Raw genomic sequence first — 15,607 nt, forward strand, 5'->3', positions numbered from 1 at the left:
CGGGCAATCCTACCCAAGATTTTTAGAAAAAAATTTTTTAGAATTGTAAACATTGTTAACTGCATTGAGGAGTGATCAGATGGCACTCGTTCACCAGATCCTAGGATGGGTTCTACTTTCTTACATTTTATCAGGATGTGCAACGCTGGTGGGACCTCCCGTCCCGATTGCGATTCCCGACCGCGACAGTAGCTATCCTACAGGTAAAGAATTTATCAGTCAGCTAAATGGAGTCAATGAGTATCAACGAGAAATTCGCATTTTAAGGGAACTCCGGCGAGGAAATATTCCCAGCCACCTGAAAAACTTTGTTCCCATCGATATCAATCATCGATTAAAAACTGGTCGTACAGTTAAGGCAACCCTATGGGTGACTCCAGATTATCTTGCGGTAGGAAGCAATTCGGATTTTATCAGGGTCCCGATGAATCCAATCACAGCACAACGGGTTGCAGATCACTTTGCCTGCGTGTTGCCGACAGCCAAGATCGTTGACCTTGTGTACCAACAAGCTGAGGTGAAATTAAAGCCGTCGACCTTCGCACCTGGAAAACACATGGTACGGACAGCTCAATTTGTGAAACACAATGACTTAATCAAAACTCAGATGGAAGATCATAGTAAAAGCGCTCTTGTTGCTGGTCATAAAAAAGACGTGGTGATCAGCAATAAACTCAATAAGCGCAAAAAGAGAGTCGCCATTTACGGCTGGCATCGCCTCAACGGCAAGGCGATCCAACCTCTAAGTACCATCCATGGCAATTACTATTCAGACTATAGCCATGGAGTTCGATTGGTGGCTGGAATGATGGAGATTGATGGCAACATGATACCTGTGGCTGAGGTTCTCCAAGATCCCGTATTGGCGACCATCATCAGCTATGAAGGTAGCCTAAAGAATACCCGTTACCCAACGGAGGGAGCTTGGACCCGCAAGCGGTGGATGCCATAATAGATATTTAATTTTAGCAACTTAGAGAACAACTCTAGCAATTACCAGCCATTAGGGTTAAGACAGGCCTTCAAATGTCGGAGGAATTATGTCACAAACCTTAGAAGAAAAACTAAGTGCTGAACAAGATGTGTTGCCTTGGGCCGATCTTGTTCGTCATTTCGCATTCGGCAGACTCTTTCTTGTAGCCCCAGAACTCGATCTCACACGGGCCGCAGCTGCCATAGCAAATGACCAAGCCTCACTTATTAAGACTTGGATGGATCAGGGCCTCTTTCTTACACCGAGCGCTACACAAGTAGAATCTTGGCAGGACGCACAAACTCAGTTTCTTGTTAATATCGTATCCCCATTTGTTGTGGTTCAAGAGCAACCCTGTTGCAACTGACGCAGAAAAACATCGGCCTTGCCTTCATGGTTATTTTCGAGAGAGTTTCTCATAGCTTAGCAGTGAGCTGATAATCCAGCTAAAAAGTTTCGATTTTTTCTGAACTTTACCTGGGAAAATCCGATCCTTAGATCATATATTTCGACTAAGGACGGATTTTGCAAATCTCCTCGACCCTAAAAATTTGCGACGAGACGCGCCGATGGGAGCAGACTCAGATCCCAAGCTATAGTCGCAGCGTCGCTGTTTTCTATGCCTGCACACTAAGCCTAATTCTTACCACCCAACTTGTCGGCCTTTATGCACAACCAGGCTTTATCTGGCAGCCTTATCTGATTTGCCTTTTAATGTGTGGCATCACTATATTGTCAAGCTATCTCACGAGGCTTCCCTATGCTAGTCGAGTCCAAGAATCGATGCTCGTGCTATTGGTGGTCTGCTGCGTAGGGTTTTCCTTGTTTAAAACACAAGCTCATAGCCAGCCTTTGCCACACTCGCTGGAAACTGTCATGTTTATCTTTATGGCCTCTTTTTCAAGCTACAAGTTTAAGAGGGCATTTGCATCTCAACTTCTAATGAACCTTTGCCTGATAGCCGCCGCATTTAGCCAGACTCAGTCGATTAGCAAAGGTAGCTTGACTCCTGCTGCAGCCATAGTCGTTTCCGGCGCCTTTGGCTTGTACCTTCGTCGGCTATTCAATGGCATCCTTCACACGAAGCTACGGCTTCAAAGGCAGCAATCCATCGTCGAAAGTCAGGCCCGAGAATTAGAAAAGACCATCCAAGAGAAATCAATTCTATTGAAGATTCTCTGTCACGATGTCACCAACCCCATTGCTGTGATTGATTCATACGCAGAATTACTCGCCAAGCGGAACTCGTTTAAGGAAGCAAAGGTGAATGAATGGATTGCTAAAATACAGTCTGCCTGTCATTCCACACGAGAGATTCTTGATCACATTCAAGACCTGGAAGCCCTGTACAGCGAAAAGAAGAGCTTACCACTGAAGCCAGTGCGCTTAGACCAAGCTATTGAGCAGGCCTTGCACCTTCTGGAAGATGCAATCTCTCAAAAGAAAATTCAAGTGAACATCAAAACCATTGGAGAAAAGCAAACGGCCTTCGTTGCAGCTGAACCACGAAGTCTCGCCTACCAAGTTTTATTGAACCTTCTCGGTAATGCCATTAAGTTCAGTTTTGAAGGGGGAACCATCGATATCGAGACACAAACACTAAATACCTATGTACTGGTTCGTATCCGCGACTATGGTGTGGGAATTCCAACTGCTGTGCGCGATCGCATTCTTGACCCTCGAAGTCAATACTCAAGCCTGGGAACTCTAGGAGAGCAGGGCAATGGATTCGGTTTAACGATCGTCAATGCCTATATCAAAAAATACGGTGGGAGCCTTGCCATTGAATCAGCTCATAATGAGGATGGTGTCACCGGCACTACCTTCGAAATCCGATTAAGTCGAGCTGAAAACCGCGACTTGGGTTCTCTAGCTTCCTAGTTGAAAATTTCAATAGATCCAATCAACAACATGATCTTCAAGATCCTTAACCCTCTCCTCAGAGACAACCTTCCCCTTCACCGAAGCACCTGCTTTGTGAATAGAGTGCTTGTTGCCGCTAACAAGGTGATGCCATTTTGGTAAATCTTTGCCCTCTGCAACAAGGCGGTACGCGCATGTTGCCGGCAACCAAGAAAGCCGCCTAACTTTCTTAGGTGTCAAAATCTGACAATCTGGAACGAAACGTCGACGTTTTTGATAATTCTTGCACCGACAAGCCTGGCTATCAAAAAGCTTGCAAGCAACATTTGTAAACACCAAGTCACCTGTTTCTTCATCTTCAAGCTTATTGAGACAACATTTGCCACAGCCATCACATAAGGACTCCCACTCAGATGGGCTGAGCTGCTCAAGAGTCTTGACCTTCCAAAATTTCTGCAATTGATCCATAGTGTCTCCTCGTTCCTGAAAAAAGAGGACTACTAGGAAGGAACAGTAATTGCAAGGTTATTACTATAAAGAAAGCCGGAATCGGCTACTAAGAACACACCGGAGAGAATAAGTGATTGTTATAAAAGACAATTTCTATATACCATCCCTTGAGATCGACTTTCAATTTGCGCGCAGTTCCGGGCCAGGTGGCCAGAATGTGAACAAAGTCAACAGCAAAGCCATCCTATCATGGCAGTTTAGCGAAAATCGCAACCTTCCAGAAGGTGTTCGCAAGCGGTTCGAAGAACGTTTCAGCAATCGAATTAATAGCGATGGCCAGGTGATCATTCACAGCGAAAGATATCGCGACAGACCACAGAATATAAAAGACTGTGAAGACAAACTTAAAGAGATGCTCCTTGCGGTTTGGCAACCAGCCAAAAAAAGAAAACCAACGAAACCCACAAGAGCATCAAAGGAAAAACGCCTACAGGCTAAGAAAGGTCGCTCAGAAACAAAGAAAAATAGACAGAAGATTGCCTACTAAACTTTCGATTACTTTTATCCCAAACCATACCTGTGCTGCCATTTAGTGTTAAGGTTTGGGTCGCTATATAGACTTTTCCCACTTACTTCCGATATAACTATAGATACTCTTAATCCCTCCAAGTGAATCAGGAGAATCTATGAATCAAAGCCAGCTTCGAAGCTGCTGCTTTTTGCTATCATTTTTTTTAGCATCTGCAGTAGCAACAGGATCGACTTTACCCAAGCAATTCCATAAACGAGATCGAAAAACACTCAAACTTTCCTTCAACCCCACTCTAAACAAGCCAAATAAAAAAAAACTGACTGGCCAGTTGTTAGTGGAACAGTACTTGAAGGACGAAGCAAAAAACCTTGATATCCCCAAGGATCTTTCGAATCTTCGTTTAACAAAAGTCAAACAAAGTCTTACCGGCTTTCACTTTCACTTCCAACAGATGCAAGACGAGATACCTGTTGCAAAGGGAGGTATTACTGTCTCAATAAATAAACAAAAGGATAGAGTCACACAAATCTACAACAACACCTTTCCCACAAAAATTGCAAAGGCAAGGCTAAGAAGCATAATTTCCGATGAACAGGCCTATGACATTGCGTGGCAAGCTCTCAAGGTTCATGGTCAACTCATCGAACTCCCGCGAATTGAAACCATTTTTGTATGGAATCAGAATCAGCTTGAGAGACAAATAAAGGTAACCCTAACGGTAACCGCTCCATATGGTTCATGGAACGTATTTATCAACCCCTTTGATAGCAAAGTCATTTCATTTCAGGATAATCGCCTTACACGCAAGCCCAAGCAAGCTTTCAATCCAACTTTCTATCAGGGTCCGATCACTGATCGGGTGCGAGAATTCAAAAGAATTCAAGCTTTGGAAAAGGCAAATAAACACCTAGATCGTCAGATTCTAGCAGTAGCTGACATTCCCACTAAGGTTTTTGACCCAGACCCCAGAACGACGCTAAACAATCCAGACTTAGAAGATGACTCCGATACTAGCATGTTTGATGGAGCTTACTTTGACCGGATCTTACGGGATGTGAGTTTTGATGGAAATAAATATAGCCTCAAAGGGCCCTACGTTCAAATTATCGACTACGACCCACCGACTGCAGAGCCGCACCAGACGGAGACCCCCTCATGGAACTTTAAGCGCGGCGAAAATCCGTTTAATGAGGCTATGACTTACTTTCACATCGATCAATCCCAGAGATACATTCAGTCTTTGGGCTTTAAAGGTGAAACTGGAATTCAAGAGCTTTCCGTGGAGGTCGATGCAAACGGAGCCAATGGTGATGACAATTCCTACTTTCAGCCTTCTAGCAATCGCCTATCGTTCGGCCATGGTTGCGTCGATGACAACGAAGATGCCGACGTGATCCTTCACGAATATGGTCACGCGATTCAAGCCTCGATCAATAGCGATTGGATTGGTGGAGACACAGGAGCCATGGGTGAGGGCTTTGGCGACTACTGGGCTGCTTCTTACAGCATCTCGGTAAACGAAGGCCGAGACTACTTTCCAAACCAAATTTTTACTTGGGATGGCCATGGTAATCAAAACTCATGCTGGAACGGACGAATCATGAATGCCTTGGCGGCACGTTACGATCATCAAAGAAACTATGGAGCCCATGCTACTATTGATGGAGGGTTTCAATCTGACGAGCTTTGGTCAACCCCATTATTCCAGTCACTTCTTGAATTAGTAGATCTTGGGATTCCAAGGGAGGATGTTGATAAAATTGTTCTCCAATCACATTTCGGCCTTGGAGCCGATCTTAAGATGAGGGATATGGCCCTAGCAACACTCAACGCTGCGGATAACCTTTTTCCCAATGGCCCACACCGAGATGTCTTATACAAGCACTTTATTCGACACGAGATACTTGAGGTCCCCGCTCCCGATATTATCCTAGGTTCTGTCGCTTTAAAAGAACCCACCAATGGCTTCTTCGATCCTGGTGACACTCTAGATCTTGAATTCAACCTTATAAATCAGGGTGATCTGGAGGCCAATAATATTGAAATCTTGATTGATAGCCCTAACTCAAATGTCTCTATTCAACACGAAGCCATAGCTTTATCGACTCTAAGCCCGGGAAGTCAAGTACCTATTACAGTACCGGTAAAAGTTGAGCTTGCTGCGGCTATGGTTTGTGGCACCTCATTTAGGATTAACTTCAATATCAGCCATGACGGAGATATCCCAGTTCCACCTCAAGCCAAAGACTATATGGTAGGACAGCCCATCGGAGTCAACTACACCAATAGTGAAGCTATAGAGATTCCTGATAACGACCCTAACGGTGCGATCAGTACAATTACTATATCCGAGGAAGGATTCTTGACAACTAGCAACCTTAAAGTTCGCGTCCAGATCGCTCATACCTACTCGGGAGATCTACAACTGACTCTAACCAATCCCTCTGGGGATCAAGTGATCATCCAGGATCGTGTTGGGAGTAGCAGCGATGATATTAGAGGTACCTTTCCTGATACCCTAACCTTATCCAACCCGTGGGATCTTTTCTATGGCCAAGCTCTTCAAGGTTCTTGGACACTTAAAGTCGAGGATCAAGCACAACAGGATGTCGGTACAATTGAGTCATGGGGCTTGGAAGACATCGTACGTTATGAGTGCCAATCAAACCAATGACGTAATTACAGGAAGAGCTCGTTCTTTTACTATGCCATCCATTAGGATGGCTGAACCCAATCTGTCACGGAGTTCTTGTCCAGATGTAAAAAGCGATCTTTGATCATGACGCCAAGTGCTAACAGCATCCAAAATATCACGACCGCTTCGATAGATCTTTAAACCGGGATGACTGATTCCTGGCAAGCCCCGAACTCCAAATGGAGTTGAAAGCAGAGGTTTGCCAGCGGCTAAAGCCTGAAACACCTTGATGTTGCTCCCAGAGCCCCGGTTGACAGGATTCACAACAACATCAGCAGCCGCTAGGTAGGTTTCAAGTGAGTCCACAAAGCCGTGACCTTCAACAAAATCATCCTGAAAGGGATGACTCACACTACCAACCACCTTGAGTTTTACATTCCATTCTAAACAGAGCCTTCGGTAAGACTCTAATTGGCTTTTTAGTTCGTTAAGCCCGTCAATATTCGGCCCAAAGCGACTACCAACGAAGAGAAGAACAAATTCATTTTCTTCGACCTCCAGCTCCGAACGAGCCTTTTGGTAATCTGACCAAGTTAAATCAAGCCGAGCCATGCCGTTGGGAATTTCAGTAACCTCTCCACCTACAAACCTATAGTAGTCCCGATCGCTGGGTGCACAGGCAAAGATGTGGTCGAATCCGCGCGCAGCCCTTAACTCTGCCCCTTCGACCACTGGCCGTAGCACTCTGCGCTCTAGGATATGACCTTGCTTCAATAGGTCTGCTTCAATATTGTGACTCAGCATTATCTTTGGCAAGTGGGCTGGAAATCTGCTCAGATTATAGAAGGGAAAGTCAAAGACGAGAATATCAGCCCATTGAAGGCATTCCTCAACAACTGAACTGGTGGGCCAGGGAAGCTGCGTCCAAAGCCGCGAAGCTCCTAAGCAGTTCATGACAAATTGTAATCCACCCGAGATAAAGTTCAAGTCAACCCATTCTTCGACTTGATCTTCTTGCCTAGGAATCTTCACAATACCCTGCCGACCATAGTCGGCACGACGTCCAGCCATCGATAAGATTCGTGAATCAACTCCAGCTTTTACAAGAGATCGAGCAAACTGTAAAGTTCTTTGATGACCGCCTGTCAGGGCAGGTTGCACCCTTGAGGCCGTAATAATTAATACGCGAGTCATTAGTTTATCTCATCAGCTTCGATGAGAATTTGATAGATATCACTTTCTACCTGATTATTGTCTCGAAACTGAATATAGACGTATCGAGCCACGAGACTATCCATTTCGTAAAGATGGGTTCGTGCCGCTGGAAGCCATGCGGCATCTTCACCATTTAGGGCGATGTCATAGAGACGATACTCTGCTGCATTGGGAGGTAGAATGAATTGTATTTCCACGGTAGCGCTTGCTAGGTCCTGTGACTGGACCTGGTAATCTATGAAGCTATTGTCTTCAGGGAATAAAATAAGTTCGATACTAGCTTGATAGATACGGCTTCTATTGCCATTTTGATCGACGAACTGGACCATCAGAGTACGTTCGCCGTTACCTTTCATATCGCTACTAAATTGATAGGTAAAATTTGTGGCGAGATCGCTATACACTAGGTCTTCACCTTCAAAATCTTCTCTGGTCTCTCCAAGTCTCATGGATACTGCACTTTCTGGAATCCCAAGCTGAATTGAAACAGATGAAGACGTGGTCGTTAGCTCACCTTCATTGATCGTAATCGAAGCCTGCGCAGCACCAAACAGATCGACGTCTATGGTAACTTGAAAAATTTCGCTTGGATTCTCTTGGGAGGCATCCCCAAATTGGTAATACAAAGTCTTTGACCCAACACCATCAAACTGATAGCTAAGACGGGGTGCTATAGGTAACCAAGCTGCCGCTTCCACCAGGATCGCATCATCATTTCCAGTTTCATCTTGATCAATGATAATGGCATTGCTTTCCCCAGTTAGCTCCAATTCCCGAATATCCTCTGATACACGAATGAACTGGACATCTGAAGTATAACGAACAGACAGCCAACGTTTTAAAGGATCGTCGCCGGCTAAGGCGAAGGCATCAGCGTCCTCTACAAGGACTCCAGTGGAACCTGGCTCAAGGAAAAGGGTGAGCTGCTTGAGTGATGATTGAAAATCGTCGTTATTGGTGAGTACACTCTGTGTCTGTCTTTGATATCCCGGAGCAAAAACCTCCAACGCTAGCTCTCCTTTGGGAATACCAGATAGTTTAAAAGCTCCATTGCTATCTGTTTTCGCTTGCCATCGACCTAGCCTGACATTGGCTTCCGGAATTTTAATAAGGCCTCTGTTTCGATCGACCCCAGACACCTGACCCTCAAGCTCCAGCCCCTCATCCAGGCTAAGTTTGGCCAGTTGGTAGTATCCAGAGCCTGTGAAGGGAACTTCTGGAGAGGAACCAACCAAATTTTGAGTTTCGTGGATAAAAAAGAGGCGAAACGAGCTTCGCCCCTGGCTATTTAGAACCGATTCTAATCGCCTCTTTTGCTCATCGCTAAAGCTTATTTCAAATCGGCCGTTGAGATCGGACTTGCCGATGGTCGAGGGTTGATTCTCGACATATATATTTGTATTTGGAACTGGTAGCCCATCTGGACCAACAAGTGATCCGACTAAGGCAAACTCCGAGCTAGAACTCGTCAAGGACTCCTTGGCACTGGGCAAACATCCGGCCCCAAGTAGTGCGACAGCAACAATCAACTTCCACATAACAGCTTCCTAACAGTAGGTCCAACGGGAGGCAGAGCCTTTACCCTTATCGAGCAAGTTTCTTGCCATGACCTCTCTTCAGAGTTTCATGATAAAATCAAATATTTTTTGAATGTTAGCTGAAAGCTGCTAAGATATTAGCATGGCCGTGTGTCTTATTTTTTGACAGGTGAGAGGTGCAGCTTTGAAATGCTACCTTGGAATTTGCTTGGCGTTTGGCTTCTTAGGGTGCAGTGGCTCCCTAGTTCGCGACTCTTGTATTAGTGATGCTCCGGGGATGCAAGACACGTTGATTACCGGCCAGCAATTGGCAGCCAATGAAGTGGTTTTCACAGTGATGGGTCCCGTTAACGATACTGCATTAGCCATATCCGATGTACTTGTCAGTGAAGGTATTGAAGGAGCGTTTTTTGTTTCAGGAGAGTCTATCCTAGACAGACCCTCATCAATCCTAGCTACCATCTTTAATCAGGGTCATCGAATCGCTAATGGTAGCTACAGTGACCAATCTCTCTTATCTTCTAAGTCCCCGATTGTTGAAGTAAGACAGACCGACTATCTCATCACGCCCTTCACACGCAACAATATATACTTGTTCCGCCCACCCAATTTAGAATTCGACCAAAGGCTGGCTTCACAGCTCAATCAAGCAGGCTTAGTTAAGTATGTTGGCCCTATTGGAAATGACCATGCCACGCAATCGGATATTGACTGCTGGTCAAACGACTTAGATTCTTCCAGTTGCGCCGATGAAATTTTTAACACTGTTGCAAGTCAAGATCGGGGCATATTACAAATCCATTCGAGTGACAACCGAGCCCTTGCCTTAAGCCAAAGCTTGGTGACTCTATTTAAAGACAGTGGCTACAGTTTTGTAAGTATCGATCAAGTCCCAGATATTTCATCAGCCCTCCAAGCCAATGGGGCCACCGTTGGAGATACCGAAGTGACCAATTGTAATGATTATGATTAAGCAGGGTGCTCGCCTTTAGCTCCACATCTGCTTGATATTTCTCCCATACTGCAATCCAATTCCTATAGTCACGGTTCCAGCTAGGAAGGCAAACAGCAAAAGACGAACATACCATTGGGGTTCCAAGAACCAAATTCCGGTCGAGACAAGAACGATGGTCATGAGACTGAACGCCGTTATAATACTGACATTCCTGCTCATTATTTGTATTGGTGTAATACGTAACATCGCCAAAAACACCATAAGTTCCGCAATGATTGTAGTGAGCGTTGCCCCAATACCAGCTCCACCCTCACCAAACTCACCAAGAAAGTAGGGTATCAATAGGAAGTTTAACCCTGTGTTCGCCATGAGGCTGACGAAAGTTATGAGGGTTAATTTCCTTCCATCACTAATCAGCCCTAGATTCGCTGAAAGAAATACATTGATATATGTAAATAGTAGAACTGGAGCTAGCAACTGCACGTGGATGGTTGCAGGCTCAAATTCTGCGCCATACAGCAGTTCGACAAACTCCTGTCCCAATAGAATCATTGCCATCGCCATCAGCCAAGAGACCAACATGAGTACCCGATATACTAGGTAAAAAAATTCAAAATAGGCATTCTCACCTGCCGCCCGACTTTTTGAAAGCATCGGAATCACGGCTGAATAGAGCAAAGGAACACCCATAAGAAACAGGCCTTTCAATCTTTGCGCAGACCCATACCAGCCTATCTCTGTTTCATCTGATAAAATCTCCAAGACCGCAATATCAATCTGACCGTATAAAGAGACCAGAGCCTGGTTCAGCAAAAAGGGCAGCCCAAAAATAGCTGCTGCCTTGCAAACTTGCCAATCAAACGACAATCGCAACCAACCTAATTGGAGAGCCCGAACCAGTAGTATTGTAAGAGTTATGATTTGAGAAAAGAGGAAGAAGCCTGCTGCCCACAAAACATCAGGGAAGAGCCAAACACCAACACACACAAGAAGAGCCTGTACAACTTTGGCAAAAACATCTAATCGGCTCACAAAGTTCACGTAATCTGCAGCCAAAAACATCGGTTTCACGACTTCTTGTGTGTGTTGACGAAGCCATTCAAACAGGCCAAAGACTACCACAATCAAAAATTTATCTTCTAAACCTTGCCATGTTCCATAGCTGAATAAGCCTAGCCAGAGGAGTCCACCTGTAAGAAATGTCATAAAACTCAAGCTCGGAAAAATAGTTACAATTTTTCCAGGGTCTTGTGGGATGGTTCGGTTAATATAGGCATGAACTCCGAGTGGAGTGAGCGTAAATATAATACCAGCAATACTTTCAGCAAAATAGAGCACCCCAACTCCTTCCACACCAAGGATACGGGGAAGAAGCGCTCTCACAAGTGCCCCCAAACACATGGTTAAACCCAAAGAAACACCTAGCTTCACAAGATTTTTTGCTGTTTTATTATAGAGATTTGCCATGATACCAGGAGCCGTGATTGCTGACGATTGTTCCGACTCGATTGGCAGGAAGACCAACCTTGAGTTCGGAAATGACTTTCAGTTTACCGCGAATATGCCTAGAATCTAAAGAAGAATATAGAATCACAAAGGAATGACTGTGAAATCGATCCATGGGATATGTTTAGCTATCGTATGGCTGTGTCGACTCCCGACAGCACTGTCGCAGCCTGAGAACTGCACGAAGGCCAAACTAAACAAAGCTATCTACCTCGTTCAAACCCTTCAATCTGAATCGATCCCGCTGATTGAAGCATTGGCTGTTTGCCCCTCCATAAGCGTCCGCGAGCAAGCGGTATTCTGGGGCGCCTTCTACTATGCTCTAACCAAACAAGAATCCAAAACTGTGGGATTGATTGAATCGGCTTTTCCCTACAAGGCGGCAAAGACCTCACAACAACATATCTATTATCAAGCACGTCGTGGCCAGTGGCGACCCCTGAAAAGTAAGATTGAATCTGGCGACCCCTTGTATCTAGATAATCTAAACGCTCGCTTGATCCTAGCGCACAGCTTGATGTATAGCCATCGATTCGAAGATGCTATGTCCACTTTTGAGGAATACTTAAAAATAAAGCCTGATGATGACTTCATTGACGCTGAGTATCTTTTTGCGTTGATCTGGGCTAAAAAATACGAGCTTGCTCAAGCGAGGGTCGATCGTTTAAAAACCTTCCCTCTTGGGACCTATTTGAAAAAATCTGCCGATCACGGGGAAGACTTGTTAAAAGCTCTGCAAGGGCCCGTGAGAGACCAAGAAACGGGACAAGTTTTGTTCGGTCAGATCATAAGTTCTATCGAGCAACTTAACTTTTCCAAAGGGTCTGAGCGCCGCAGCTTGGGACTCCACTATCAAGATAAAATCAGCGGAGGCATTCAGCTTCACCAGATTGAAAGTCACTTGGATAAGCAATCCTATGATGCAGTATCATTTAGTGGTAAGGGCGAATTAGGCGGTGAATATGGTAATATCCGGGGATCTTTATCTTATCTCAGCGCTAATGATGGCGTTATCATGGGATTCCTAGGAGCCAGCCTAAAACTCGGCTATTGGAATTTTTCCGCTAGCATCTCACAAGATGCACTGACCCTCCTCCACCCCCTCCCTGAAGCAATTGCAGATCTTACCCGACAAACATTGACAACGTCCATCGGCAATAGCGATTGGCTGAGCTATAAATTACAACTCGCCCGGGACGATGGCCTTTCCCCTTTCGAACGCCACCAACTCAGCTTTGCGATTCCAGTTTTTTATCGTAGCGAGTCGCATCTCTTGGCGCTAATCGTGCCTCTTGAATTTCGCTCACAACCGAAAGCGAGTCCTTACTATAGAAGCCATCCGAGAGACGGCAGTATTCTGGCCGGGGTGCGATACCGAGCTCCAATCGACTCCATGAGTCAGGCATCGGCATCGGTAGCCCTTGGGGTTCGCTATAAAAGCTCCTATCAAGAAGAAGCCAGTTACCAAACTCTTGTCGCTAGTGATATTGAGCTAGCCCTTGAGCGACGGCTATCCAAACGTTGGCAGGTTCTAGGTAAGCTTAGCTTCGATAACACCAGCCAGGAAGAATTTGCGACCCGAGCAGAGAACCTTCTAGCTATAAGTATTGGTCTCGCCTACGGCGTTCAAGAGGCCAACGCCCCCTAGCCAGTATGAATCGAATCCCTTAAAATCATTAGCTAACTTTCGAATCATTCCTTTCAGAGGTATAATATCGAAGGAGAACCTGTGACCGGGAGACGAACTCATGATTTATGGGACTAAACTAGGCTTCCTGATTTGGATTATACTAATCTCAAGCTGTAGCCATTACATCGACGCTGAACCCTTAAAGAACATCCAGTCGGGAAGGACCTTTGACCGGCAAGGTACCTATCGGATCAGTCCCGGCGATCAAGTTAACGTTCTAGTTTATGGCGAGGATAAGCTATCAGGAGTTTTCACCATTTCTTCAACCGGCTTCCTGTCTGTACCTCTCATACCGCCCCTGCAAGTTTCAGGACTCACTACCCAGCAGCTAAACAGAAAGCTTGGCAATGCTCTGAGAAGTTTAATCAAAAGTCCACGAGTTTCCACATCATTGACAGGGGCTAAGAACTTTCAGGTCTACTTTACAGGGGAGGTCAATACTGTGGGCGCTGTCAACCTCACCAACGAAACAACTCTTCTGCAAGCCATCTCCTTGGCAGGTGGCCTAAATGAATTTGCCTCCGGTCGGATTGTTCTTGTTCGTAAAATCGCAAGCAAGCAAGTGAAGCGCTATGCTACCAGCTACGAGGACATTCTGAGTGGCTCGCTTCAATTGGACCACCTGAGTCTCGAAGCCGGTGACGTAATCATTGCCGAATGACTCTTCATATTCTTAATCATTTTGCAAGTTCCTCAAAAAAGATCAAGTTTTTGTGAGCGTTGACCGATACCTCCTTTGGATACGTAAGAGGAGTTTTCATGCAACGCCACATGATATTTACCATGGTTTGGCTGCTGACATCCTGCTTCGGAAGTAAGCAGGGTGAGATTAGCCGTCGAGAACCCGGAAAAAGCCAAACTGATCAGCCAGCAAAAGTACCAGAACCTCAAGAAGCCGACCTCGAGAATGAAGGCAGTGAACTGGAATTCAGTGGTGAAGATTACTTCGAAGGCCAGGTCGTAGCTGCCTTCAACCAATGCAAGCGGTGCCATGCGGGGCCCAAAATTCCTGTGGAACGAGATCGTGGTCCCACCACCATATTCAACTATCAAGCAATGCTGACCTTACTCGACCAAAATACTCTACTGCCTATGCTACGGGGTGAGATCAATGAACGCCCCCACCCTAGCAACGATCCCTGCCTAGCAGGCTTGAATAGCTCTCCTTGCAAGGAAGTCGCATTTTGGTGGGACATCGAGTACGGGGAAATTGCTGAAAAGGAAAACCAAAGACCCGCCGGATCGCAAGGAAATATAGTAGACATAAGTCGCGACGGGGTCATTACAGGGTGGGCCATCAATCCGAGTTCAATCAATGATACTGTAGACGTTAATCTATACATTAATAACGCTCTTGTTCAGACAATTCCAGCGAATCAAGATATTTTCGATAACGATAATCCCGGTGCTCATGGATTTCAGATGACCCTTGCTAATACCTATCGTAACGGGCAAAGTTTCAATCTAAGTGCCAGGGTCGTAATAGATGGTGATGAACTGGAGCTAGCAGGATCACCTCAAGACTTCGCTGCACTACCTAAGCAAGCTGCGGGACGGACCTATTTTGATACCAACGTTGAACCCTTAGTCGTCGCAAACTGTGGTTGTCACGGCCGAGCCCTCAGCTATGATTACTCTTGGGATCGCTTGGCAAACCCTCTAACGACCCAGGGTGGAGGTGCTACCGACAATCGTTTTTACGATAAGGCAGCTGGTCAAGTACAGCATGCAGGGGGAAATGCCTGTAGCGGCAATCAAACTTGCGACCAGATCGTTGCCTGGTGGCAAATTGAATTTGGTGGTTAACTTTTGAAAAACGTTGGTAAGCTTTTGTCGTTGACATTGTAGATATTGCGTTCGCGCTTCTTACCTGACTCCATTTCAAGCTTCAAGCGGGTAGCTTCTTCCATTTGTTCTTCTTGGCGACGGAGCATAACCTCCAAAGCAGATTCATTGAGTCTTTGCTCTCCATGAATGGATTTAATATCCTTCCATCCGAAGGTGATCAACCGGCTTTCCCTCAGTTTATTGCGTTCCGCTCGCCGATCGACGAACCAGATCACAGCCCAAGCAATGAGTCCGAGTATGCAAGCTCCAACAAATAGTTGATAGCTAATTTTTTCCATATCGAGGTCAGGATCGTTTAAAAAGCGTGGCGTTATGGCTTCAAAGAAGCGCCCACCATGATATTCGATCCTCTCCAAGATCTGTTCGTATAATTTCGACATACTCTAAGGTCCTACAACAAGA

At 45.5% G+C, this 15,607-nt stretch carries 15 protein-coding genes; 9 read left to right on the forward strand and 6 right to left on the reverse strand.

Features of this window, described 5'->3' with window-relative positions:
- Positions 1-79 precede the first annotated feature (79 nt).
- From B9N89_RS08760 to B9N89_RS08770, 3 genes are all read left to right on the forward strand, one after another.
- On the forward strand, positions 80-952 hold the full coding sequence (locus B9N89_RS08760; RefSeq protein WP_132317301.1) for a hypothetical protein: 873 nt from the start codon (positions 80-82) through the stop codon (positions 950-952).
- Positions 953-1,040: 88 nt separating this feature from the next.
- Positions 1,041-1,340, forward strand: a complete 300-nt coding sequence (locus B9N89_RS08765) for a DUF2288 family protein (protein WP_132317299.1) — start codon at positions 1,041-1,043, stop codon at positions 1,338-1,340.
- Between the two features lie 158 nt (positions 1,341-1,498).
- On the forward strand, positions 1,499-2,854 hold the full coding sequence (locus B9N89_RS08770) for a sensor histidine kinase (protein ID WP_132317297.1): 1,356 nt from the start codon (positions 1,499-1,501) through the stop codon (positions 2,852-2,854).
- 9 nt (positions 2,855-2,863) lie between these two features.
- Here the strand turns inward: B9N89_RS08770 and B9N89_RS08775 are convergent, their stop codons facing one another.
- Positions 2,864-3,304, reverse strand: coding sequence for a YcgN family cysteine cluster protein (locus B9N89_RS08775; RefSeq protein ID WP_132317295.1), 441 nt, complete (start codon positions 3,302-3,304; stop codon positions 2,864-2,866).
- Positions 3,305-3,416: 112 nt separating this feature from the next.
- Here B9N89_RS08775 and arfB point away from each other — a divergent pair, with 112 nt between their 5' ends.
- Both arfB and B9N89_RS08785 read left to right on the forward strand, forming a co-directional pair.
- Positions 3,417-3,833 (forward strand): alternative ribosome rescue aminoacyl-tRNA hydrolase ArfB, encoded by a 417-nt coding sequence (gene arfB, locus B9N89_RS08780; RefSeq protein ID WP_132317293.1) that lies wholly within the window; start codon positions 3,417-3,419, stop codon positions 3,831-3,833.
- Between the two features lie 139 nt (positions 3,834-3,972).
- Positions 3,973-6,492 carry a proprotein convertase P-domain-containing protein gene (locus tag B9N89_RS08785; protein ID WP_132317291.1) on the forward strand — a complete coding sequence of 840 codons (2,520 nt, stop codon included), beginning with the start codon at positions 3,973-3,975 and terminating at the stop codon, positions 6,490-6,492.
- Here the strand turns inward: B9N89_RS08785 and B9N89_RS08790 are convergent.
- Together B9N89_RS08790 and B9N89_RS08795 are read right to left on the reverse strand one after the other, a co-directional pair.
- A complete protein-coding gene (locus tag B9N89_RS08790) occupies positions 6,481-7,647 on the reverse strand; it encodes a glycosyltransferase (protein WP_132317289.1) in 1,167 nt (388 codons plus the stop codon). The genes B9N89_RS08785 and B9N89_RS08790 overlap by 12 nt on opposite strands.
- A complete protein-coding gene (locus B9N89_RS08795) occupies positions 7,647-9,206 on the reverse strand; it encodes a carboxypeptidase-like regulatory domain-containing protein (protein WP_132317287.1) in 1,560 nt (519 codons plus the stop codon). Before B9N89_RS08795 ends, B9N89_RS08790 begins: the two co-directional genes overlap by 1 nt.
- Before the next feature lie 184 nt (positions 9,207-9,390).
- Between B9N89_RS08795 and B9N89_RS08800 the strand changes: the two genes are divergently transcribed.
- Complete coding sequence (locus tag B9N89_RS08800; RefSeq protein WP_132317285.1) at positions 9,391-10,179, forward strand: polysaccharide deacetylase family protein; 789 nt, start codon at positions 9,391-9,393, stop codon at positions 10,177-10,179.
- A gap of 15 nt (positions 10,180-10,194) precedes the next feature.
- On the opposite strand, the gene B9N89_RS08805 is transcribed toward B9N89_RS08800, so the two are convergent.
- A complete protein-coding gene (locus B9N89_RS08805; RefSeq protein ID WP_132317283.1) occupies positions 10,195-11,628 on the reverse strand; it encodes an oligosaccharide flippase family protein in 1,434 nt (477 codons plus the stop codon).
- On the reverse strand, positions 11,612-11,782 hold the full coding sequence (locus B9N89_RS31300) for a hypothetical protein (RefSeq protein WP_159455249.1): 171 nt from the start codon (positions 11,780-11,782) through the stop codon (positions 11,612-11,614). Before B9N89_RS31300 ends, B9N89_RS08805 begins: the two co-directional genes overlap by 17 nt.
- Between B9N89_RS31300 and B9N89_RS08810 the strand changes: the two genes are divergently transcribed.
- The 3 genes from B9N89_RS08810 (at position 11,768) to B9N89_RS08820 (ending at position 15,163) form a co-directional block, all read left to right on the forward strand.
- The gene (locus tag B9N89_RS08810; RefSeq protein WP_132317281.1) at positions 11,768-13,315 is read left to right on the forward strand and encodes a tetratricopeptide repeat protein; all 1,548 of its coding nucleotides are present in this window, start codon (positions 11,768-11,770) and stop codon (positions 13,313-13,315) included. The genes B9N89_RS31300 and B9N89_RS08810 overlap by 15 nt on opposite strands.
- Positions 13,316-13,415: 100 nt before the next feature.
- Complete coding sequence (locus B9N89_RS08815; RefSeq protein WP_132317279.1) at positions 13,416-14,018, forward strand: polysaccharide biosynthesis/export family protein; 603 nt, start codon at positions 13,416-13,418, stop codon at positions 14,016-14,018.
- A gap of 98 nt (positions 14,019-14,116) precedes the next feature.
- Positions 14,117-15,163, forward strand: a complete 1,047-nt coding sequence (locus tag B9N89_RS08820) for a hypothetical protein (RefSeq protein WP_132317277.1) — start codon at positions 14,117-14,119, stop codon at positions 15,161-15,163.
- On the opposite strand, the gene B9N89_RS08825 is transcribed toward B9N89_RS08820, so the two are convergent.
- A complete protein-coding gene (locus tag B9N89_RS08825; RefSeq protein WP_132317275.1) occupies positions 15,160-15,585 on the reverse strand; it encodes a hypothetical protein in 426 nt (141 codons plus the stop codon). The genes B9N89_RS08820 and B9N89_RS08825 overlap by 4 nt on opposite strands.
- Between the last annotated feature and the right edge of the window lie 22 nt (positions 15,586-15,607).

Source organism: Pseudobacteriovorax antillogorgiicola (assembly GCF_900177345.1).
Classification (GTDB): Bacteria; Bdellovibrionota_B; Oligoflexia; order Oligoflexales; family Oligoflexaceae; genus Pseudobacteriovorax; species Pseudobacteriovorax antillogorgiicola.

Coding starts and splice junctions, on each gene's coding strand:
- B9N89_RS08760 (WP_132317301.1), top strand. CDS start 80: ATGGCACTCGTTCACCAGATCCTAGGATGGGTTCTACTTTCTTACATT.
- B9N89_RS08765 (WP_132317299.1), top strand. CDS start 1,041: ATGTCACAAACCTTAGAAGAAAAACTAAGTGCTGAACAAGATGTGTTG.
- B9N89_RS08775 (WP_132317295.1), bottom strand. CDS start 3,304: ATGGATCAATTGCAGAAATTTTGGAAGGTCAAGACTCTTGAGCAGCTC.
- B9N89_RS08785 (WP_132317291.1), top strand. CDS start 3,973: ATGAATCAAAGCCAGCTTCGAAGCTGCTGCTTTTTGCTATCATTTTTT.
- B9N89_RS08790 (WP_132317289.1), bottom strand. CDS start 7,647: ATGACTCGCGTATTAATTATTACGGCCTCAAGGGTGCAACCTGCCCTG.
- B9N89_RS08795 (WP_132317287.1), bottom strand. CDS start 9,206: ATGTGGAAGTTGATTGTTGCTGTCGCACTACTTGGGGCCGGATGTTTG.
- B9N89_RS08805 (WP_132317283.1), bottom strand. CDS start 11,628: ATGGCAAATCTCTATAATAAAACAGCAAAAAATCTTGTGAAGCTAGGT.
- B9N89_RS31300 (WP_159455249.1), bottom strand. CDS start 11,782: ATGGATCGATTTCACAGTCATTCCTTTGTGATTCTATATTCTTCTTTA.
- B9N89_RS08815 (WP_132317279.1), top strand. CDS start 13,416: ATGATTTATGGGACTAAACTAGGCTTCCTGATTTGGATTATACTAATC.
- B9N89_RS08820 (WP_132317277.1), top strand. CDS start 14,117: ATGCAACGCCACATGATATTTACCATGGTTTGGCTGCTGACATCCTGC.
- B9N89_RS08825 (WP_132317275.1), bottom strand. CDS start 15,585: ATGTCGAAATTATACGAACAGATCTTGGAGAGGATCGAATATCATGGT.